Genomic DNA, 20782 nt, shown 5'->3' with positions numbered 1-20782 from the left:
AACTATCAATGTCATAAAGTTTATACCGAAAAGTGACCCACCTCGCTTTATTCATAGCAAGCGCCCTCCTTGGTTATTGCTTGCTGTAATGCTACCCTCTCGCATCCTTTGAGGTAGGTGTCTCACCACAGGAAAACCTCGAATTCCCGATGGCAAAAGGGCTATACTCTGCGCCCGTTGGCTAATTTTAAGACGATTGGTAGTTCTTCCATGCTGAAATGGCTTGTTCGCCTGTTTATTGTCATGCTGCTGGGTGCTGTGCTGGGTGTCGCCAGCCTCATCGGCATCTACTTTTATATCAAACCGCAACTGCCCGATGTCACCGCTCTGCGTGATGTCAAGCTGGCAACCCCGATGCGGGTTTATAGCCGGGATGGCGAGTTGATCGCCCAATATGGCGAAATTCGTCGTATTCCGTTGCGTCTGGACGACATTCCGCAACCCATGATCGATGCCGTATTGGCAACCGAAGATGCTCGTTTCTACGAGCACCCGGGCATTGACCCGATTGGTATCATTCGAGCTGCATCTGTCTGGGCTGTCTCCGGCCATGCCCGTCAGGGTGCCAGTACCATCACCCAACAGGTTGCCCGTAACTTCTTCCTGAGCAATGAGAAGACCATCATCCGCAAGATCAAGGAGGTCTTCCTGGCTTGGCGGATCGAGCAGAATCTCTCAAAAGACGAGATCCTCGAGCTGTACCTCAACAAGATCCCCCTCGGTTATCGCTCCTTCGGGATCGGTGCTGCGGCTCAGGTTTACTTTGGTAAAGAGGTCAAGGATCTGGGACTGGACGAGATCGCCATTATTGCCGGTCTGCCGAAAGCCCCCTCCATGCTCAATCCGATCCGCTCTCCCGAGCGGGCCTTTGCGCGCCGCAACGTGGTGCTGGGCCGGATGCTGGAAACCGGCAAGATCACCCAGGCCCAGTTTGACGAAGCGTCCAAGATGCCGATCAAGGCCCGTTTTCACGGCGCCGAAGTGACCCTGCACGCCCCCTATCTGGGAGAAATGGTTCGCCAGAAGATGGTCGAACAGTTTGGGGAAGATGCCTACACCATGGGCCTGCACGTCTACACTACCGTCTCTGCCGAGCGCCAACGGGCGGCAAGACAGGCACTGCTGGATGGCGTTTTTGCCTATGACATGCGCCACGGCTATCGCGGCCCGACCGAACAGTTATGGAAAGCAGGTGAAACCAGTTGGGATTACCAACAGATCGTGGCTCACCTCGGCAAACAACCCACCTATGACCCGCTGATGGCTGCCGTGGTCACCAAACTCGGTGACCGCAGCGCAACGCTGGTGCTGAAAAATGGTAAAGAAGCAGAGCTTGGCTGGGACGGCATCAAATGGGCTCGTTCATTTATTACCGATGACCGTCAAAGCTATCCCCCGAAATCGGCGCGCGATGTGCTGAAAGTGGGCGCCCAGATCTGGGTACGGGAAGAGGGAGAAGTGCTGCTACTAGCCCAGGTTCCTGATGTTAACGCCGCATTGGTTGCCATGAACCCGCATAATGGCGCATTGGAGGCGGTGGTTGGCGGCTTCAGCTTCGAGCTTTCCAAGTTCAATCGGGTAGAACAGGCTCGGCGCCAAATTGGCTCCAATATCAAACCTTTCCTCTATGCCACCGCGCTGGAGCATGGCTATACCCTGGCGTCGCTCATAAACGATGCACCGATCAACCAGTGGGATCCGTCAAAAGGCCCGATGTGGCAGCCAAAAAACTCCCCAGCCGTTTATGATGGCCCTACTCCGCTGCGCCTGGGTCTGGCCAAATCGAAGAACGTGATGTCGGTTCGACTGATGCGTGCCATCGGTCTGGAGACCTATATCGACGGCCTGACCCACTTTGGCTTCCCCCGCGACTTCATCTCTCCCCATGAGTCACTGGCACTCGGCGCTGCCGAATTCACCCCCCTCGAGGTGGTACGTGGTTATTCGGTACTGGCCAACGGTGGCTTCCTGGTCACCCCTTATTTCATCGACAAAGTGACAGATAGTCAGGAGAGCATCCTTTATCAGGCGACACCGGCTATTGCTTGCACCCGTTGCGAGCAGCAAGGTGACCAACCGCTAACCTCTTCACTGAATACTGATGGTGTACCGGTTACTCCTCCTTTGGCACCGCACACCATCAGTGCCCAGAGTGCGTTCCTGATCACCGACACCCTGAGCACAGCCATCTGGGGTGGCAACGGCTGGCGTGGTACCGGCTGGCGTGCAGCCCGCGACCTGAAACGTCACGACATCTCCGGTAAAACCGGTACCACCAACGAATCGCGGGATGCCTGGTTCTCTGGCTATACCCCGGAGATTGTTGCTACCTCCTGGATCGGTTTTGACAACCACCAGCGTGGCCTTGGCCGTGCCGAGTTTGGTGGTGGCGCCGCGCAGCCTATCTGGATCGACTTTATGAAAGTCGCCCTCAAGGGGATGCCGGAGCACAAGATGCCGGTTCCCGAGGGGATTATGACGGTGAAGATTGACAGCGAAACCGGCCTGCTGGCGACCAGTGGCGGTACCGATGAATACTTCAAGGAAGGGACCGAGCCGACCCGCTACGCCGCCCCCAGCGCCAATGGCAATCAGGTCTACGGTGGTGACAACCCCGATGTGGAAGGGCCTGTCTCAACCGACGATATCTTCTAAGCTGCTCTTGCGGCAGAAGCAAATCCGGCAGCCAAGGCTGCCGGTTTTTTATTGCGCCAACTGCTTGCTCATCAGCGTGGTAATCGAGGCGGCCAGCTCGTTGAAACAGGGGCGACGTACCGAGTAGTGGCGATAGAGCAGCGAGATGGTACGCCCCGGCACAGGGTCAACCACAGGTCGATAGCTCACCCCTCCTTCATCATGATCGGCAGGTACGGCCAACTTTGGCACCAGAGTCATACCACTACCGGCGGCCACCATGTTGCGCAGGGTCTCGAGACTGGTCCCCTTGAAGCGTTGATCCTCACCTATCCCGCCAGCGAAACAGAAGCCCATCGCCTGATCCCGCAAACAGTGGCCATCGGCCAGCATCAGCAATTTCTTGCCCTTGAGATTGCCGAGTGGCACTTGTCTGGCCTCTGCTTCGGGGTGATGGCAAGGCACCGCCAACCACATCGGCTCATGATAGAGCTGGATTGAACCAAACCCCTCCATCCCCGGCATCTCGGCCAGAATGACGCAATCCAGATCCCCCTCTTCCAACCGCTTGAGCAGAGTTTGGGTCTGCTCCTCATAGAGGTAGAACTCCAGCTGGGGAAAACGCTCACGCAGGGTCTGGATAATGCGGGGCAACAGGTAGGGGCCCACGGTCGGAATAAAACCGATATGGATCTCCCCGGACATCGGCTCGGAGAAGTGCTGGCCGATGCTCTTGAGTTCGCGCACCTCCTTGAGCACCCGACGCGCCTGATGGGCCATGGCATCACCAGCCGGCGTAAACAGCACCTTGCGCGAGGTACGTTCGATCAAAATGACCCCGAGTTCATCCTCCAGCTTGCGCAGCTGGCCGCTCAGGGTGGGTTGACTGACAAAGCAGCGTTCAGCAGCTTTGCGAAAATGTTTTTCCTCATCCAGCGCCACCAGATATTCGAGATCGCGAAGATTCATACAGCAAGAGTCCTGCCTGGAAAATGGGCCATCAGCATGCACAATATCGTCCGGCTGGACAAGTCATCCGCTCGCGGTAAACCTCTCTGGCTACACCGCAAAAAACAAAAAAAGCCCGATCACCTCACGGTAATCGGGCTGTTTGACTCGCCGAGGGATTACACCCTGAAACGGCGCACCATATCCTGCAACTGGGTAGCCAGATGGTTCAGCTCGTTGCACGCCTGAGCCATCTGGGTGGCACCAGAAGCGACCTCTTCGGAAGCGTTGCTGATATTGACCACATTGCGGTTAAGCTCCTCACTCACCGCCCCCTGCTCTTCGGTGGCGGTTGCAATCTGGATGTTCATGTGGGAGATGCTGCTGACCGAACCGCTGATCTGGGAGATGGACTCGCCCGCTTCCCGTGCGGTAGCAACCGTGGTATTCATCAACTCCTGACTCTGTTGCATGGTACTGCCCGCTTGCTCGGCACGCTGCTGCAACTCGGCAATAATGGTGTTGATCTGGGTCGTCGAGTCTTGAGTGCGCTTGGCCAGAGTACGCACCTCATCGGCGACCACCGCAAACCCCCGCCCCTGCTCGCCGGCACGGGCCGCTTCAATCGCCGCGTTCAATGCCAGCAGGTTGGTCTGTTCGGCAATACCGCGGATCACCTCCAGCACCATGCCGATATTGCGGCTGTCATCCCCCAGTTGGCGGATCACCTCGGCGGTGCTCTCAATGGCACCGGCAACCCGCTCGATACGCTGGATAGAGTCATTCACCGTTTGTGCACCCAGCTCTGCCGTCTCGCTGGCGGAGGTAGCGGCACTGGCGGCATCGCTGGTATTGCGCGAGACCTCCTGAACCGTGGCCTGCATCTCGTTCATCGCCGTCGCCAGCTGGTTCAGCTCATGTTGCTGAGCATTCATATTGTTGGCTGACTGCCTTGCTACGGCACTGATCTCTTCTACCGCAGAGCTCATCTGTACAACAGAACCGGATACCTCCCCAACCAGTTTGCGCAAGTTTTCTTGCATCTGCGCAAAGCCTTTCGCCAGTTGTCCTAATTCATCCTGATTAAACGCATTCAACTCCACACGATGAGTCAAATCACCAGCCGCGACGCTACCAACAAGTTCCAGCAAGCGATTAACGGGTCGTTTGATTTGCTGACTCAAATACCATGCAATCAACACCACGAAAATGAGAGTCGCTGCGCCAGTCAAGATACTGAGGAATTTGGAGCTGGTGTATGCCTCTTCACCTTGGGCATCCATCTCCTTGCCAATACGCTCATTTATCTCACGCAAATCCATCGTTAATTTTGTTGCCTGCTCCAGCGTGGTTCTGAGATTCCCTTGCAAAATCTCTCTTGTCTTGTCACTACTCTGTTTCACCGCCTGATATAGCGGGTCATGCGCTGTAAAAAAGGCATTTCCGGCAGTCTTCAACGCGTTAAAGGTTTGCTCTTCATCAGCAGCATTAAAAGCCAATCCGCCGTAATTAGCCGCAGCCTGCTCAAAACGTGCCTTTGAATCCATCACACCTTGTTGGGTTCGTTCAATATCCGCACTGTCGTTGTAGCCCATCGCGATCACCATAGATAATTGGAAACGCCGAGCATCAAGCAGTGCGATATGCATCTGACTTGCATAGCGAACAGAAGGGATAAGGTTCTCTGCCAATACAGTGTTTTGTTGATTGAGATACGACAGTCGTGAGACGCCATACCCGGCAAGCAGGCATACGCAAAGTGCCAGCACCGCAAAGCCAGTACTCAACTTCTGGCCTATGGACATATTCTGGAGCATAGATTCATCCTTAACTGCGTGTCATCGTTTAATGTCGGTTTTGATAGGAGCTATGTGTTCATGTTTTTGTAATTGAGCATAGCCGTAGAGCTGTGCTTTTGTAGCTTGCATAAGCACCATATATCGCTATCGACACGCAGAGAGGGCCACTTTAACAACCGCAGACTATTAACAATTTACCCTATTGCACGCAACAGTCGTGGGATCAGCAACTCCGGCTCTCCCAGATACTGGTTGACCTCTATCCTTTCGAGTTTCCCCTCTCGCTCTATACCCAAAGTAGGATAACCCTGACCACCCAGCCGTTTCAGCCAGCCCTGGCTATCTGCCAGATGTTGCAGCAAGGGGGCCTGCAGATAAGCTTGCTGAAATGCCTCGGCTGCAATCCCCTGCTCTGCCGCCAGCGTGGCGAGCAACGCCGGTTCACCAATCCAGATCCCGTCCCGATAGTGGGATTGCTGGATCCGGTGCAACATGGCCAGCCCATCGTCGCCCAGTGCTGTGACGGCCAAAACCGCTCGGATCGGCGGCTCGGAGTCCAGCAGACACTCTTCCCGCAGCAGCAGTTCGTTAAAGTAACGCTCACCAAAATGCTGGCCGGTCAGCGCTTCGATCCGCTGATCATGGGGGCGCACGTAATCACGCAATGCCTCACCCATCGGCTGACGGCGGCTACCCAGCCAGAGGCCGCCCGCATGTAACTCGATCTTGAGCCCAGCAATGGTGGCTGCCGCCTGCAACAGGGGGGCGGCACCGTAGCACCAGCCACAGAGCGGGTCATAGACATAATGGAGGGTGGTTTGTTGTTCGCTCATCTTCATTCTCACTTCAATCTCGGATAAAAAACCGGGCCCTTAGGCCCGGTAAAAAAACACAGGGAAAGCAGGCTCAGTGGCTTACCACTTCATCTCGCCGGTATTGACCTTGGCACCGATGGCCAGACCATCGTCAACCGGCAGTGTCGGATAGGCCTTCTTCAGAGCCTCAATCAACTCACCGGAATTTTTCGCCTTGGCCAGCTCCTGTTCGAAACGCTCTACATAGTCACGGGTAAAGCTCACAGCAGCAGTGCCTTTGGGAGCAGTGCCCAGGAAGTGGCCCGGTACCACACGCTCGGGTTTCAGGGCCAGCAGGTTATCCAGCGCCTTGACCCAGTTACTGCGGGCCGCCTTGGTCTGGCTGTCGGCCATCCAGACATGCACCCCGTGGTAAACCGGCACACCACCAAAAGCGGTCTTGATGGAAGGGGCCCAGAGGTAGGCATTCGGGGTGTTCATCTCTTTGATTTCAATCTTTTCGCCATCCAGCGTCAGGTAGCTGGCAGTCATCACTTGCGGTACGGTCAGACTCTTCGGTGCACCCTCACCCAGGATGGGTCCCCAGTACTTCAGCTTGGCATCCTTGGTCTTGTTGATATGGTCAACCACATGCTGGTCGGCCAGTACTTTGACATCCGGGAACGCCGCCATGACAGGCTCCAGACCGAAGTAAAAGTCAGGATCACCGGCACTGATGTAGACAGTGGTCAGTTTCTTGCCGCTCTGCTTGATCATGTCGACCAGCGCCTGGCCATTTTGCACATCGAACTGGGCATCGATCAGAATGGCCTCTTTGTCACCGGTCACCAGTGAGGAGGAGGCCGGGAAGATCGCCTTCTCGCCAGGGTTGTAAACGGTCACGCTCAGGGGAGCGGCCAGTGCGGCTCCGCTCAACAGGGTGGTTGCCAGAGTCAGGTTGCGGATCAGGGTGTTGTTCATCATCTATTCCTCATTAAGTATTCGGGGGGGTCATTTGATGGACAGAGTGTATTAGATCGCCTAAGTTGCAAATACAGCGTAAAAAGCGCATCACTGTTGCATATATCGAACATATAGAGAGCCATAGATGGATCGACTGACCGCATTGCGGGTCTTTGTCAGCGTCGTCGAGCAGGGGAGCCTAAGCAGCGCCGGAGAGAAACTGGATATGTCGCGCGCCATGGTGTCGCGCTATCTGGCCGAGCTGGAGAGCTGGATGGGCGCCCGCCTGCTGCACCGCACCACCCGTCGTCTGAGCCTGACAGGGCCAGGAGAGGAGGCACTGAACCGGGCCCGCGCCATGCTGGCGCTTGGCGAGGAGATGGAGCAGATCGCAGTGAAAGGGGATGACGCCCCCAAGGGGCAGCTGCGGATCACCAGCAGCTACTCCCTGTCAGAAGCCCTACTGGTCGGCGCCGCCAACGACTATCTGGCGCAATACCCGGGAACGGCCATCGACATTCTGCTGCTCGACAGAACCGTCAATCTGGTGGAGGAGCGGATCGATCTGGCGGTGCGCATCACCAACGACCTTGACCCCAATCTGGTGGCACGCCGTCTCGGCACCTGCCACTCGGTAGTCTGTGCCAGCCCGGCCTATCTGGCCCGTCATCCGATGCCGCGCAAGGTGCAGGATTTGGCGCTGCACAACTGCCTCACCTACACCTACTTCGGCAAGAGCCTGTGGGAGTTCAATGGGCCGGATGGGCCCGAGTCAGTGCCAGTCAGCGGCAACCTGAGTGCCAACATCTCTAGCCTGCTGCTGGAGGCAACGCTGGCAGGCGCCGGGATCAGCCTGCAGCCGCGCTACTCGGCCCAGCCTTATCTAGAGCGCGGGGAACTGGTGCCCCTTCTGACCGACTGGCAGCCCAAGCGGCTCGGCGTCTACGGGGTCTATGCTACCCGCAAGCAGATGTCGCCGCTGCTACGCAGTTTTCTCGATTTTTTGCTGGCCCGCATGGCGGCGGATCCCATCTGGCAGGAGTGAACACTCCTCACTCCCAAACATAAAGAAGGGGCCGCTGCCGGCCCCTTTTCATGTTCATCCGTTGATCAAGCTTCAAAACCAAACGGACCAACCTGCGGTGGAGCTTCCTGCTGCGCACTCTCGTCCAGGAAAATATCCCGATAAGCCACATAGATGGAGTAGTTGAGCGCCGGGATCACCACCAGCAGCCCCACCAGCAGTAGCGCCGCACCAAACAGCAGCAAGATGGCGGAGAGCAGTCCCCACCAGAAGAAGGGAAAAATATTGCGCCAGCAGCCGAAGAAGCTCAGCCGTACCGCCTGCAAGACGCCAATATCGTGATGGTAGATCAGCGCCGGCGCAAAAGTGATTCCCATCAACGCGGGAATGATGAGCAGCATCCCTACCAGCAACACCAGCAGCAGTTGTTGCAACTGGCTGGTAGAGACCACCAAGGTCGCCGGATCCTGAGTCAGCAGCGGGAGCAGCCCCCACATGGAGAGCAGGCCGAGGCAGACGAGGCCCACCAGGCTGAACAACAGCAACACCAGCAGCCCTCCGAGCATCAGCGGGGTCAGCTTGTGGCGAAAACCGGCGAAGAGATCGGTGAATTGCAGCGGCTCACCCCGGTAACCCCGAGCGGCTACTACAACCCAACCCGCCCCCCACACCATATAGAGCAGTTGGGAGATAAGGCCACCCGCAGGCAGTTTCTCCAGCAGCATGCCCACCATAAACCAGACCAGCACCATGGCAACGCTTGCTCCCATCCCCTTGTTGAAGATATCGAACCCGCTGCGAACCCAGAGCCAGCTACGACCTGTCGTATACCGGGCCGGAGTGGTGCGCAAAGGGGGTAATCCGTTCATATCGTCTCCTCGGAATGTCGGTAGCATCAGTGCCGGAAGCCGATTCTAGAGCCAGGGCGGAGGCGACTCAATGGCAAAGCGGCCCGACCACGACATAAAACCTGACGCAGCGATGCACAAAAGGGGCGTCAGCCACGCCCCGCCTCTGGCTGCACCGACTATAACGAGGCACAATCTGCCCCCTTCCCCAGCCGCGCCTGTCATGGCCAGCATGTCGTGATCACCCTTTAGTGATCGACGAATACCGGACAGGGGGTTGTCATCCCGCCATCCCGGGCGCTTTAACATCGAATGGTATCGTTATGCGAGTTGTTTGTTGTCTGTTGTTGTTACTGGCCAGCCAGTCAGCCCTGGCCGAGGGTTTTATCAGTCGCCTGCTCAACCATCCGGTGCCGGGTGGCGTTGCGGTGATCCCTCTTGGCGCGTCACCCACTGCCCCCACGGCCCGCTATCACGACAAACCCGTGCTGGTAGTGCGCGAAAACAACCAGTGGATCGCCATCGTCGGCATCTCTCTGAAAAGCACGCCCGGCGCCCAGCAGCTGACCACAGGTGATGGCCGCACGCTTGGCTTCACCGTCACCCCCAAGCACTACCGCGAACAACACATCACCCTCAAGAACAGCCGTCAGGTCAATCCGCTCGCCGAGGATATGACTCGTATCAACCGCGAGCTGGCGGAGCAGAACCAGGCTTACCAGACATTCAGCCCCAACCAGCCAAGCAACCTGCTGTTCGACAAGCCGGTCAACGGCCCCCTCTCCAGCCCGTTTGGCCTGCGTCGCTTCTTCAATGGCGAAGAGCGCAATCCCCACTCCGGCCTCGACTTCGCCGTCGGCGCCGGTACCCCGAACAAGTCCCCCGCCGCTGGCAAGGTGATCCTGATCGGCGACTACTTCTTCAACGGTAATACCGTCTTTGTCGACCACGGTCAGGGACTTATCAGCATGTTTTGCCACATGTCTAAGATCGATGTGAAGCTCGGTCAGAGCCTGCCGCGTGGCGGCATCGTCGGCCGTGTCGGTTCGACCGGCCGCGCCACCAGCCCCCATATGCACTGGAACGTCAGCCTCAACGACACCCGGGTCGATCCCGCCATCTTTATCGGCGCCTTCAAACCCTGAACCGTCTGCGCCTGATAACAAGAGAGGCAGCTCATGGCTGCCTCTCTGCGGTCTGTCATCCACGCCGCTTTACCTCTATCCGGTCGGCGCATGAGCGCCTGACTCCCGACGCATCGCCCGCCACATCAGCAGCACCAGCAACGAGCTGCAGGTCGGCAACGCCAGCCAGACCCCGGGCACACCCCACAGGGTCGAGAAGCCCCACAAGAAACCGCCGATCAGTACCAGCTTGCCACCGGTGAGCAGGGAAGCGATGCGCGCCCGATTGATAGCCTGGAAATAGGTGGCACCCACCAGCAGCAACCCCTCCATCGGCAGCCCCCAGAAGTAGAGCCAGATCCCGAGGGTCGCCACCGGCAAGAGGGCAGCGTTGTCGCCGGCAAACAGATAGACTGCCGCCTCTGGCCAGAGGTAGAGCGGCACCATGCCACACAGCGCGATGGCCACCGTCACGGTCAGCGCCAGATTACGTACCCGCAATACCCGGTGCCAATTGCCCGCCCCCGCGTTGAAGCTGGCAATGGGCTGAATGCCCATGGCGATCCCCTCGAAGATGAGATAGAAGAAGGCCTCGGTATAACTGATCACCCCGTAGGCAGCCACATGCAGGGAGGATCCCACTGCCAGCAGTGCCTTATTATGCAATGCCAGCACCACCGAGAGGTAGAGGTACATCAGAAAACTCGACACTCCAAGGCGCAGCGTCTCTCCCATCAGCCGCCAGTTCGGCGTCAAGGTATCCCAACCAATCCGCAGCTTGCTGCGCGGGGTAAAAAAGTGCCACAGACAGAGTCCGCCGGTCACCGCCTGGGAGAGCATGGTGGCAATGGCCGCGCCTGCCAGTCCCCAGGGAATGACCGCCATCAGTAGATAGTCGAGCAGGACGTTGAGCAGGCCACCGCCGACCAGGATCCAGGTGGTGAGGCCAGGCCGACCATCGTTGCGCAGCAGGGCAGTAAAAGCCATCGAGAGAATGGCAAAGCCACCGAGCCAGGCATACCAGTGCAGATAAGAGAGCCCAGCCCTGAAAATCTCCCCTTCGGCCCCCATCCAGGCCAGCATGGTGTCGCCGTAACGGATCCCGACGTAGGCAAGCAGCGCCGCGGCCAGCAACACCATTACCAACCCATTGCCGACAATATGGCGGGCCTTCTGCTGCTCACCACGTCCCAGATGGAAGGAGACCAGAGCCGATGCCCCCATGCCGATCAAGGCGCCGACCGCATAGAGCACGGCACAAATCGGATAGGCGAGCATCAGACCGGCCAAACCATCCTGCCCCAGGATATGACCGACAAAAATGCCATCGATGGTGACATAGATACCGGTGACCAGCATGGCCGCCACGGTCGGGGTTACGTAACGCCAGAAAAGGCGAGATAGTGGGGCTGTGCCCAGATCAATGGCTGACATATGGGGTCCAATACAGGAAAAACACTAGGGATAATAGCGAAGCGGCAGCATGACTTCCTGTTATTTATGTTATGAATCATTAATATAGATAGCTTTACCCGCCTCCCTGCCCTGCTTTAGGCTAGAGCCACCTTTTCTGCTCTGAACGGAAACGAGCCTCATGTTGCAACGCCTGCTCGCCCTCTTGCTGCTCTCCCTTCTCTTGTTGCCGCCCGCCGTGCACGCAGACGATGCCATTGGCCAGGCTGAATCCCTGTTGCAGAGTGTGCCAAAGAGCGATACCCCGGAGAACCAGAAGCTGCGGGAGAGCTATCAGCAGGCATTGCAATTTGCCAGAGAAGCACAGCGTTATCGGGAACAGAGCAAAGCCTATCAGCAGGTTCTGATCGACTACCCCAAGGAGTCGGCACGTCTCAAAGAACGCCTTCACAACTATCAACCCGCCGCCCGTCCCCCGCTGGCCACACTCAAGGAAGAGGCGCTGCGTCAGGCCATTGGCCTTAGCAGCAACCGCCAACTTAATTTGCGCAAGGAGCGCCAGGGGGTGATGGATAGCCTGAGTCAGTTGGAGAGCATGGGCCAGGAGTATCACCTGCGGGTAGATGACCTGCGCAAACAGCTCCAGCAGACTCGCAGTCAGCTGGACCGTCTCAACGTCAGCGGTGAGTCAGACCGTCAGCAGGAAGCCCAACTGCTGCTGACCAGAATGAAGGAGCAGAGTCTCTCAGACCGGATCCAGATGCTGGAACTGGAACAGCTCTCTGCCCAGCAACGAAACGACCTTGGCAAACTGAAACTGCAGGAGCTCAATCTGGCCATCGCCGACGAGGATGAGTGGCAAGCCAGCCTGCTGACCCAACAGAACCAACTACGAAGAGAGAAGACCGAAAAAGCACTGAAGGAGAGCGAACGTCTGCGCAAGCAGCTCACCACCGACATGCCGCTGCTGCTGGAGCAGCAACAACAGAATCAGGCACTCTCCATCAAGCTTGGCACCTTGGAGGATCAGATTGAGCGGGTTCAGGACGAGCAGCGCAGCGTCGACAACAAGTTATTGGAGTTGAATGAACTGGTCAACTCGGTGCGTGAGCAGTTGGAGTGGCTGCAAATCAGTAATGCCTACGGCGAAAACCTGCGCAGCAAACTCTCCGACCTCCCTCCCCAGTTTCCCCTCGACAAGCTCGAGTCTGCCATCGTCAGCGCCCGCATGGCCAAGTACCAGTATGAAACAGAACAGGCTCGACTCAAGGATAGCCACAAGCTACGCGATCAATTGCTGGCCGCAGAGGAGGTGACGCTGGATAGGCCGCAGCAAGCTGTGCTCGACAACCTGCTCAAAGCTCGTCGCCTGCTGCTGACAAGGCTCAATGACGCCTCCGATACTCTGATACAAGAGCAGACCAGACTCAAACTTCTCTACAGTCGCCAGAACAGCAAGATCGACGAGATCCGCGATATCAGCGCACGTCACCTGTTTTGGCTACCGGATGTGCAACCACTCACACCTCAGGTAATGCTTGGTATTCCTGCCGCGCTAACCCTGGCCTTCAACCCTGAGAACTGGCTGCAACTGCCCTATGCCATCGCCGAAAATAGTCCGCTCACACTCACCCTGACCAGCGTTGGCCTGCTGGTACTGATGTGGAGCTGGTTCAAACTGGCCCGTCACCTGAGCCTGTTTAGCGACTACATAGCGCCGCGTATCGGCAAGGTGACCCAAGATAAATTCAGCCTGACCAGCCGTTTGCTGCTGCGCTCTCTGCTTGCAGCCCTCCCCTTGCCCGCCATGGTGCTGATGGTGTTCGGCTTGCTGGATGGGGCCTGGCAATACCCGTTTGCGGTAGCGGTGGCGCGCGGCCTTGGCGAGATCTGGTTTCTGCTGCTGGCGCTGCTAATGGCCCGCCATCTGACGCTGGAGCGGGGGATTTTGATCCACCACTTCCGCTGGCCCCAGGCACAGGTACAAAAGGTGTGGGGGCAGTTTCGTACCCTGCTGTTGGTGCTGATCCCGAGTTTCTTCGTTCAGGGAATGGCCAACAGTTATCAGGATCATGCCTTTTACGACACACTGGGGCGACTCGCTTTTATTGTCGGGGCTCTGTGGTTGCTGCTGTTTTTTGCCCGTCTCAACCGGGAACGACTGCCGCTCACCTGGGGCCAAAGCGACATGAACAAACCCCATTTGCTGCACCATTTCATCTGGAACAGCCTGATGCTGGCGCCACTGCTGGCAGTGATTGGCTCCCTGTTTGGCTACTTTTATACCTCCCGTACCCTGCTGCGCCAGCTGGAGCTGAGCCTGCTGATGGGACTGGGCTGCCTGCTCATCTACTATCTTGCCAGACGCTGGATGCTGATCCAGCGTCGCCGTCTCGCCTTCGAGCGCGCCAAGAGCAAGCGTGCCGAGATCCTGGCCCAGCGTGAGCGTGACGACAATCAGGAGGAGCTGAGTTCGGAGATCCCCGACGTGGTGGAAGAGACCGAGCGAGATCTCGATACCATCAGCGCCCAGTCGCTGGGACTGGTACGCACCCTGCTAATGCTGGGCTTCACCATGCTGGTAGTGGTGCAGTGGTCGGATCTCAACTCCGCCTTCAGCTTCCTCAGCAATATTGAGGTGTGGCAGGTGAGCAGCAAAATTGGCGGCATCGAGCAGTTATCGGCCATCACCCTGCAGGACCTGATGCTGACCGCCTTCGTCTTTATCCTGACCATTGTGACGGCTCGCAACCTGCCCGGGCTGATGGAGCTGACCCTGCTGCAGCACCTGAGCCTCTCTCCTGGCACCGGCTTTGCACTCGCCACCACAGGCAAGTATCTGGTGATCCTGATAGGCGCCCTCACCGGCTTCTCCATGCTCGGCATCGACTGGTCCAAGACCCAGTGGCTGGTCGCAGCCCTCTCGGTCGGCCTCGGCTTTGGCCTGCAGGAGATCTTCGCCAACTTTGTCTCCGGCCTCATCATCCTGTTTGAGAAGCCGATCCGACTCGGTGACACCGTCACCATCCGCGATCTCACCGGCACCGTCACCAAGATCAAGACTCGGGCCACCACCATAGTGGATTGGGATCGCAAGGAGATCATCGTGCCCAACAAGGCCTTCATCACCGAGCAGTTCATCAACTGGTCGCTCTCCGATGCCATCACCCGGGTCAAACTGCGGATCCGGATCGGCCTGACCCGGGATCCGAAACTGGTGCAGCGCATTTTGGAGGAGTCCATCCAGGCATCGACCCTGGTATTGGAGACGCCGACGCCAGAGGTCTTCCTGATCGAATTCACCGACTCAGCACTGATCTACGAGATCCGCCTCTACGTCAACAACATGGATCACCGGATGCCCATCACTCACGAGGTTCACTCGCTGGTGCTGGAGAAGATGCAGCAGCAGGGACTTCCCCTGCCCCATCAACAGATCGACATTCACCTGAGCCGCGGCTGATCCGCGAGGTAGAAGGAGCAGAGCATGCAGATTATTGCCCACCGTGGCGCCAGCGGTCTGGCACCGGAGAACACCCTCAAGGCGATGGCCAAAGCGCTGGAGCTGGGAGCATCAGCCATCGAGATCGACGTGCAAACAGCTGATGGCGAGTTGTGGGTCTTCCACGACCGGCGGCTGGAGCGCTGCACCAATGGCAAGGGGGTGCTGACCGAGCAATCGCGCTCCTATCTGGCGCAGCTCGATGCCGGTGAAGGAGAGGTGATCCCGACCCTGTGGCAGGTGATGGAGCTCATCGCCGGACGCTGCGATCTGCATATCGAGCTCAAAGGTGCCCATACCGCCGATGCGGTGGCAGCCCTGACCCAACGGGCAGAGGCCGAGCTTGGCTTTACTACCGAGCAGTGGGTAGTTTCTTCTTTCCATCACCCGGAGCTAGCCCGATTTGCCGCCTCGCGGCCCGATATACGGCTCGGAGCCCTGACCGCCAACCTGCCGCTCAACCTGGCGCAGTTTGCCGGCGATCTGGGGGCCTGGTCCATCAATTGCGATGTTGATTTCATCGACGCCGCGCTGGTCGATGATGCACATCGCCGTGGGCTCAAGGTGTTGGTTTATACCGTGGATTGTCCTGAGGATTGTGAAAAACTCGCCAAAATGGGTGTTGATGGAATCTTCACCAATCGACCGGATCGCTTTATCGCATCATGATGGGACGATACGCGTATGGATAAGCCCCCATTTAGGCACTAACTTTAATTCGTTGACCGGGGTAAAAAAAATTCGACTACGGCCGATAGTAACAGAGCTATAACAATAACCAGATGCCACACACTTCAGATTGACGCTCATCAAGGATGTAACTATGAACTTATCGATTAAAAACAAGCTTGTCCTGGCGATCGGGGTCATCATTCTGGTGATCACCGGCCTGCAGGTCTGGTACAACACCTCGCAATTGCGCAGCGAGACCCAGCGACTGGTCTGGAATATCATCGATGAAAGCTCCATGGCCAACGTCAAGGGGATCTCCCGCTGGGTCGACTCGCGGATCAGCATGGTCAGCACCACCAAAGAGGCATTCGCCAAAGAAGATGAGCCCGTCAGCCATCTGGCTCAATCGATGAACGCTGGCGGTTTCGACCTGGTTTATGCCGGTACTGCAGACGGCAAGATGATCCAGAGCAAACCGACCGATCTACCTGCCGGTTATGACCCCCGTCAACGTCCCTGGTACAAGGATGCGATGACAGCAGGCAAGCTGGTCATCACAGCGCCCTATGCCGACATCTCCACCGGTCAGTTGATTGTCACCATTGCCGAGCCGTTCCAGCGTGGCAATACCCGGGGCGTCGTCGCGGGCGATGTCTCCATCAGCTCGCTGATCTCGGACATTCTGGCTGTCACCTCCGAGGGCACCTACGCCATGCTGGTGGACAGCAATGGCACCATTATCGCCCACCCTGATGCCTCTCTGTCGCTCAAACCGACCACCCAGTTGGCACCCGAAATGACCGCGGCCTACATCAATCAGGTCGCCCATGATGGCAAGATTAATGAATTGGTGATCAGTGGCAAGAAAGCGGTCTACGACTTCAACCAGATCCCCAATACCAACTGGTATTACGGCATGATGGTGGATGAAGAGGTCGCCTATCAATCGGTAAAACGGATGGTCACCTCCGCACTGCTGCAAGGTTTTATTACCATATTGATCGTGGCAGGCTTCTCCTATGTCGCCATCAACGGCTCGCTGGCACCCCTGAAAACCCTGGGTGAGGCGATTGCCGATCTCTCCCGTGGCAACGGCGACCTGACCCGCCGCATCAAGATTGAACGGGAAGATGAGGTGGGTGCGGTAGCCAAACACGTCAACGCTTTCATCGAGCGGATCCATGTGATGGTACAAGATATCTCCAACTCATCCGGCCAACTCAACCAGCAGGCCAAGTCATCCCATAACATGGCGGAGAAAGCCAACCAGGGGCTGGCTCGCCAGCAAAACGAGATCTCCCAGATCGCCACTGCGGTACACGAGATGTCGGCCACTGCGGTCGAGGTCGCCAGCAACGCCGAGCAGACCGCCGAAGCAGCCCGCTCCTCCACCAGCAGCTGCGAGCATGGCAAGCAGGTGATCGCCCGCAACCAGCGCTCCATCACCGATCTGGCGACCCAGGTGGAACAGGCCTCCAACATCATTCAGGAGCTGGAGAAAAACGCTCAGGAGATCAACACCATCCTCTCCACCATTCAGGGCATCGCCGAGCAGACCAACCTGCTGGCACTCAACGCCGCCATCGAAGCGGCCCGTGCCGGTGAACAGGGTCGGGGCTTTGCGGTGGTTGCCGATGAAGTACGTGTACTGTCACAGCGTACCCACAGCTCGACCGTCGAGATCCGCAATATGATCGAAACCCTGCAACGCAATACTCAGGGGGCAGTCAGCACCATGCACGAAGGTCAGCTGCTGGCCCAGAACAGCGTGGATGATGCCAACAACGCTACCCAGGCACTGGAGCAGATCACCACCTCTATCAATCAGATCTCTGACATGGCGACCCAGATCTCCAGCGCAGCTGAAGAGCAACGCGCCGTCACCGATGAGGTGAGCCGCAACATTCAGGCGGTGAAAGATGTCTCGGATGAACTGGCAGTCGACGCCGATAGCTCGCGTCATCTCTCTGAACAACTTAAAAATATTTCGGGTGAACTAAGTAATCAGGTCGGCATGTTCCGGATCTGACCATCTTAAAAAGGGGGCCTTTACGGCCCCTTTGCTTTTTCTAAATAGCGCTTAATTTTCAGTGAGTAATCTCACCGTGCCCGGCACATCCCACGCCCTGAAATCCTTGCTGTCAGTCTGGAATTATCAAATCATCTCTGTCGCGATCATCGCAGTTAGGATTAGCTATTTCTATCCGAATCACTAAACGCCAATAATTCTCATTAAAAAATAACAATAAAAAACTTAAAATTTTTTTCGCGAGTACCTAAAAAGAGAGGCGATTCGCATTTTATTGAAAGAAAACTACGTACAATCCGAAAGTTAAAGTATGCGCACGAAGGTGTTAAACTTCTCAATAACACCAGGATATGGCGATAATAACGACATTTTCATCCAGGGAATTGGGTGTTTTATAGAAAAATAACGAAGAAAAATGGATTAAAACCTAGCTGCTTGACTTGCATCAAGCCTGAATTTTTTTCATAGAGCAAAATCGTGCCCAGCAAATCTATCCCTAAGGAGGCAGATGTGGATATTATCAAGACCGATGTTGCCATCATCGGTGCTGGCGGTACTGGCCTGCGCGCCGCTATCGCTATAGCCGAATCACAGCCAGACCTGGATATCGCCCTGATTTCCAAGGTTTACCCGATGCGTAGCCATACCGTTGCAGCCGAAGGTGGCGCCGCCGGTGTCGTGCGTGATGACGACTCCCTCGAAAACCACTTCAACGACACCGTCTCCGGTGGTGACTGGCTGTGCGAGCAGGATGTAGTCGATTACTTCGTCAACAATGCGACCAAAGAGATGGTCCAGCTGGAGCACTGGGGTTGCCCCTGGAGCCGCAAGCCGGATGGTAAAGCCAACGTGCGTCCGTTTGGTGGCATGAAGGTTCCGCGTACCTGGTTCGCCGCAGACAAGTCCGGTTTCCATATTCTGCACACCCTGTTCCAGACCTCCATCAAATACCCGAGCATCAAGCGCTTCGACGAGCACTTCTGTCTTGATCTGATCGTGGAAGATGGCCGTGTCCAGGGCGTACTGACCTTTGACATCCAGAACGGTATCACCCGCTTCATCCAGGCCAAATCGGTGATCCTCGCCACCGGTGGTGCCGGTCGCGTGTACCGTTACAACACCAACGGCGGCATCGTCACCGGCGACGGCATGGCGCTGGCCTACCGTCACGGCGTACCGCTGCGCGATATGGAGTTCGTCCAGTATCACCCGACCGGTCTGCCGGGCACCGGCATCCTGATGACTGAAGGTTGTCGTGGTGAGGGTGGCGTCCTGCTCAACAAGGATGGCTACCGCTACCTGCAAGACTACGGCTTGGGCCCGGAAACCCCGATCGGCCAGCCGAAGAGCAAATACATGGAGCTGGGTCCGCGCGACCGCGTTTCCCAGGCATTCTGGCAAGAGCAGCAGAAAGGCCGAGTGATTCAGGGCCCGATGGGCGATGTGGTTCACCTCGACCTGCGTCACCTCGGCGAGAAGTACCTGAAAGAGCGTCTGCCATTCATCTGCGAACTGGCCAAAGCCTACGTCAACGTGGACCCGGCCAAAGAGCCTATCCCGGTACGTCCGACTGCCCACTACACCATGGGTGGTATCGAGACTGACAACAAGTGTGCCACCCGTCTGCCCGGCCTCTACGCCGCGGGCGAATGTGCCTCCGTCGGTCTGCACGGTGCCAACCGTCTGGGTTCCAACTCCCTGTCCGAGATCGTGGTATTCGGCAAGCTGGCCGGTGAGCAGGCAGGTGAATTTGCCAAGACTCAGCAGCATGGCAACACCGAAGCGCTGGCCGCCAAGGCCGAGGCGCTGATCAAGCAGCACCTCTCTCTGCTCGAGGTCGACGGTACCGAAAACCCGGCTGACATCCGCAATGAGCTGGGCATGTCCATGGAAGCCGGGGTCGGTATCTATCGTACCGAAGAGCTGATGCAGGGCACCATCGACAAGATCAACGAGCTGAAAGTCCGTTACAAGAAGGTCAAGATCAACGACAAGTCCTCGGTCTTCAACACCGACCTGCTGTACGCCATCGAACTGGGCTACATGCTGGACGTGGCCGAAGCCATGGCGCACTCCGCTATCAATCGTAAAGAGTCCCGCGGTTCCCACCAGCGTCTGGACGGTTACGAAGAGCGTGATGACGTGAACTTCCTCAAGCACACGCTCTCGTTCTACACCAATGGCGAAACGCCCTCCATCGATTACTCCGATGTGAAGATCACTAAGTCCCAGCCGGCAAAACGCGTGTACGGCTCCGAGGGTGAGAAACAAGACGAGGCTAAGAAGAATGGCTGAGATGATTGAAATTGAGATCCTGCGCTACCGTCCCGAGCAGGATAACGAGCCCTGGATGCAAACCTTCCAGGTGCCCTACCAGAGAGAGATGTCGCTGCTGGATGCCCTGCAGTACATCAAGGATCACCTGGACTCGACCCTGAGCTTCCGCTGGTCCTGCCGGATGGCGATCTGCGGCTCCTGCGGCATGATGGTCAACGGTGTGCCCAAGCTGGGTTGCAAGGCATTCCTGCGGGACTACCTGCCGGGCAAGATGACCATCGAGCCGCTCAACAACTTCCCGATCGAGCGCGATCTGGTGGTCGATATGTCCGACTTCATCGAGAAGCTGGAGAGCATCAAGCCGTATATCATGCCGAGCGAGCCACGCAGTCTGTGTGATGGCGAGTACATCCAGACGCCGGCGGATATGGCGAAGTACAAACAGTTCTCCCAGTGCATCAACTGTGGTCTCTGCTACGCAGCCTGCCCGCAGTATGGCATCAACAAGAAGTTCACCGGTCCGGCGGCACTGGCTCTGGCCTATCGCTACAACGTCGACAACCGTGATGCCGGTGCCAAAGAGCGGATGCGCATCATCAGTCAGGACGAAGGCGTCTGGGGCTGTACCTTCGTGGGTTACTGCTCTGACGTGTGCCCGAAGGGCGTAGACCCGGCCGCAGCCATCCAGCTTGGCAAGGTCGAGAGCGCCAAGGACTACATGATCGCCATGTTCAAGCCAGATTGAGAGCAGGAAT

At 57.2% G+C, this 20782-nt stretch carries 14 protein-coding genes; 8 read left to right on the top strand and 6 right to left on the bottom strand.

The genetic code is table 11. The annotated features are described in order from the left end of the window. The first annotated feature begins 210 nt into the window (after positions 1–210). Positions 211–2655 (top strand): penicillin-binding protein 1A, encoded by a 2445-nt coding sequence (locus BN1117_RS13325; protein WP_040098100.1) that lies wholly within the window; start codon positions 211–213, stop codon positions 2653–2655. A 48-nt stretch (positions 2656–2703) separates the two neighbouring features. On the opposite strand, the gene oxyR is transcribed toward BN1117_RS13325, so the two are convergent. From oxyR to BN1117_RS13305, 4 genes are all read right to left on the bottom strand, one after another. After that, positions 2704–3603 carry a DNA-binding transcriptional regulator OxyR gene (oxyR, locus tag BN1117_RS13320; RefSeq protein ID WP_040098098.1) on the bottom strand — a complete coding sequence of 300 codons (900 nt, stop codon included), beginning with the start codon at positions 3601–3603 and terminating at the stop codon, positions 2704–2706. A 158-nt stretch (positions 3604–3761) separates the two neighbouring features. Then, on the bottom strand, positions 3762–5399 hold the full coding sequence (locus BN1117_RS13315; RefSeq protein ID WP_040098096.1) for a methyl-accepting chemotaxis protein: 1638 nt from the start codon (positions 5397–5399) through the stop codon (positions 3762–3764). A gap of 176 nt (positions 5400–5575) precedes the next feature. After that, positions 5576–6220, bottom strand: coding sequence for a DsbA family protein (locus BN1117_RS13310; RefSeq protein ID WP_052441520.1), 645 nt, complete (start codon positions 6218–6220; stop codon positions 5576–5578). Between the two features lie 75 nt (positions 6221–6295). Beyond that, the gene (locus BN1117_RS13305; protein WP_040098154.1) at positions 6296–7156 is read right to left on the bottom strand and encodes a Vmh family MBL fold metallo-hydrolase; all 861 of its coding nucleotides are present in this window, start codon (positions 7154–7156) and stop codon (positions 6296–6298) included. Positions 7157–7283: 127 nt separating this feature from the next. Here BN1117_RS13305 and BN1117_RS13300 point away from each other — a divergent pair, with 127 nt between their 5' ends. Beyond that, positions 7284–8183, top strand: coding sequence for a LysR family transcriptional regulator (locus BN1117_RS13300; RefSeq protein WP_040098095.1), 900 nt, complete (start codon positions 7284–7286; stop codon positions 8181–8183). A gap of 65 nt (positions 8184–8248) precedes the next feature. Here the strand turns inward: BN1117_RS13300 and BN1117_RS13295 are convergent, their stop codons facing one another. Then, on the bottom strand, positions 8249–9031 hold the full coding sequence (locus tag BN1117_RS13295; protein WP_040098093.1) for a BPSS1780 family membrane protein: 783 nt from the start codon (positions 9029–9031) through the stop codon (positions 8249–8251). Between the two features lie 302 nt (positions 9032–9333). Here BN1117_RS13295 and BN1117_RS13290 point away from each other — a divergent pair, with 302 nt between their 5' ends. Continuing rightward, on the top strand, positions 9334–10155 hold the full coding sequence (locus BN1117_RS13290; protein ID WP_040098092.1) for a peptidoglycan DD-metalloendopeptidase family protein: 822 nt from the start codon (positions 9334–9336) through the stop codon (positions 10153–10155). 75 nt (positions 10156–10230) lie between these two features. Here the strand turns inward: BN1117_RS13290 and BN1117_RS13285 are convergent, their stop codons facing one another. Further along, positions 10231–11568, bottom strand: coding sequence for an MATE family efflux transporter (locus tag BN1117_RS13285; RefSeq protein ID WP_040098090.1), 1338 nt, complete (start codon positions 11566–11568; stop codon positions 10231–10233). Between the two features lie 160 nt (positions 11569–11728). Here BN1117_RS13285 and mscM point away from each other — a divergent pair, with 160 nt between their 5' ends. The 5 genes from mscM to BN1117_RS13260 all read left to right on the top strand — a co-directional run bounded on the left by mscM (position 11729) and on the right by BN1117_RS13260 (position 20772). Next, a complete protein-coding gene (mscM, locus tag BN1117_RS13280; RefSeq protein ID WP_040098089.1) occupies positions 11729–15010 on the top strand; it encodes a miniconductance mechanosensitive channel MscM in 3282 nt (1093 codons plus the stop codon). A 24-nt stretch (positions 15011–15034) separates the two neighbouring features. After that, the gene (locus BN1117_RS13275) at positions 15035–15718 is read left to right on the top strand and encodes a glycerophosphodiester phosphodiesterase (protein ID WP_040098087.1); all 684 of its coding nucleotides are present in this window, start codon (positions 15035–15037) and stop codon (positions 15716–15718) included. Positions 15719–15872: 154 nt separating this feature from the next. Continuing rightward, positions 15873–17750 (top strand): methyl-accepting chemotaxis protein, encoded by a 1878-nt coding sequence (locus BN1117_RS13270; RefSeq protein WP_040098086.1) that lies wholly within the window; start codon positions 15873–15875, stop codon positions 17748–17750. A gap of 510 nt (positions 17751–18260) precedes the next feature. After that, the gene (frdA, locus tag BN1117_RS13265) at positions 18261–20045 is read left to right on the top strand and encodes a fumarate reductase (quinol) flavoprotein subunit (protein ID WP_040098084.1); all 1785 of its coding nucleotides are present in this window, start codon (positions 18261–18263) and stop codon (positions 20043–20045) included. Next, positions 20038–20772 (top strand): succinate dehydrogenase/fumarate reductase iron-sulfur subunit, encoded by a 735-nt coding sequence (locus BN1117_RS13260; RefSeq protein WP_040098082.1) that lies wholly within the window; start codon positions 20038–20040, stop codon positions 20770–20772. Before frdA ends, BN1117_RS13260 begins: the two co-directional genes overlap by 8 nt. Positions 20773–20782: the final 10 nt, after the last annotated feature.

The organism is Aeromonas australiensis (assembly GCF_000819725.1).
Lineage (GTDB): Bacteria > Pseudomonadota > Gammaproteobacteria > Enterobacterales > Aeromonadaceae > Aeromonas > Aeromonas australiensis.
This window is presented reverse-complemented; position numbering and strand designations above follow the sequence as displayed.

Excerpts from the sequence above, each read along its gene's own strand:
- mscM (WP_040098089.1), top strand. The coding sequence starts at position 11,729 with ATGTTGCAACGCCTGCTCGCCCTCTTGCTGCTCTCCCTTCTCTTGTTG.
- BN1117_RS13300 (WP_040098095.1), top strand. The coding sequence starts at position 7,284 with ATGGATCGACTGACCGCATTGCGGGTCTTTGTCAGCGTCGTCGAGCAG.
- BN1117_RS13270 (WP_040098086.1), top strand. The coding sequence starts at position 15,873 with ATGAACTTATCGATTAAAAACAAGCTTGTCCTGGCGATCGGGGTCATC.
- BN1117_RS13275 (WP_040098087.1), top strand. The coding sequence starts at position 15,035 with ATGCAGATTATTGCCCACCGTGGCGCCAGCGGTCTGGCACCGGAGAAC.
- BN1117_RS13285 (WP_040098090.1), bottom strand. The coding sequence starts at position 11,568 with ATGTCAGCCATTGATCTGGGCACAGCCCCACTATCTCGCCTTTTCTGG.
- BN1117_RS13325 (WP_040098100.1), top strand. The coding sequence starts at position 211 with ATGCTGAAATGGCTTGTTCGCCTGTTTATTGTCATGCTGCTGGGTGCT.
- BN1117_RS13305 (WP_040098154.1), bottom strand. The coding sequence starts at position 7,156 with ATGAACAACACCCTGATCCGCAACCTGACTCTGGCAACCACCCTGTTG.
- oxyR (WP_040098098.1), bottom strand. The coding sequence starts at position 3,603 with ATGAATCTTCGCGATCTCGAATATCTGGTGGCGCTGGATGAGGAAAAA.
- BN1117_RS13315 (WP_040098096.1), bottom strand. The coding sequence starts at position 5,399 with ATGCTCCAGAATATGTCCATAGGCCAGAAGTTGAGTACTGGCTTTGCG.
- BN1117_RS13295 (WP_040098093.1), bottom strand. The coding sequence starts at position 9,031 with ATGAACGGATTACCCCCTTTGCGCACCACTCCGGCCCGGTATACGACA.
- BN1117_RS13310 (WP_052441520.1), bottom strand. The coding sequence starts at position 6,220 with ATGAAGATGAGCGAACAACAAACCACCCTCCATTATGTCTATGACCCG.
- BN1117_RS13290 (WP_040098092.1), top strand. The coding sequence starts at position 9,334 with ATGCGAGTTGTTTGTTGTCTGTTGTTGTTACTGGCCAGCCAGTCAGCC.
- BN1117_RS13260 (WP_040098082.1), top strand. The coding sequence starts at position 20,038 with ATGGCTGAGATGATTGAAATTGAGATCCTGCGCTACCGTCCCGAGCAG.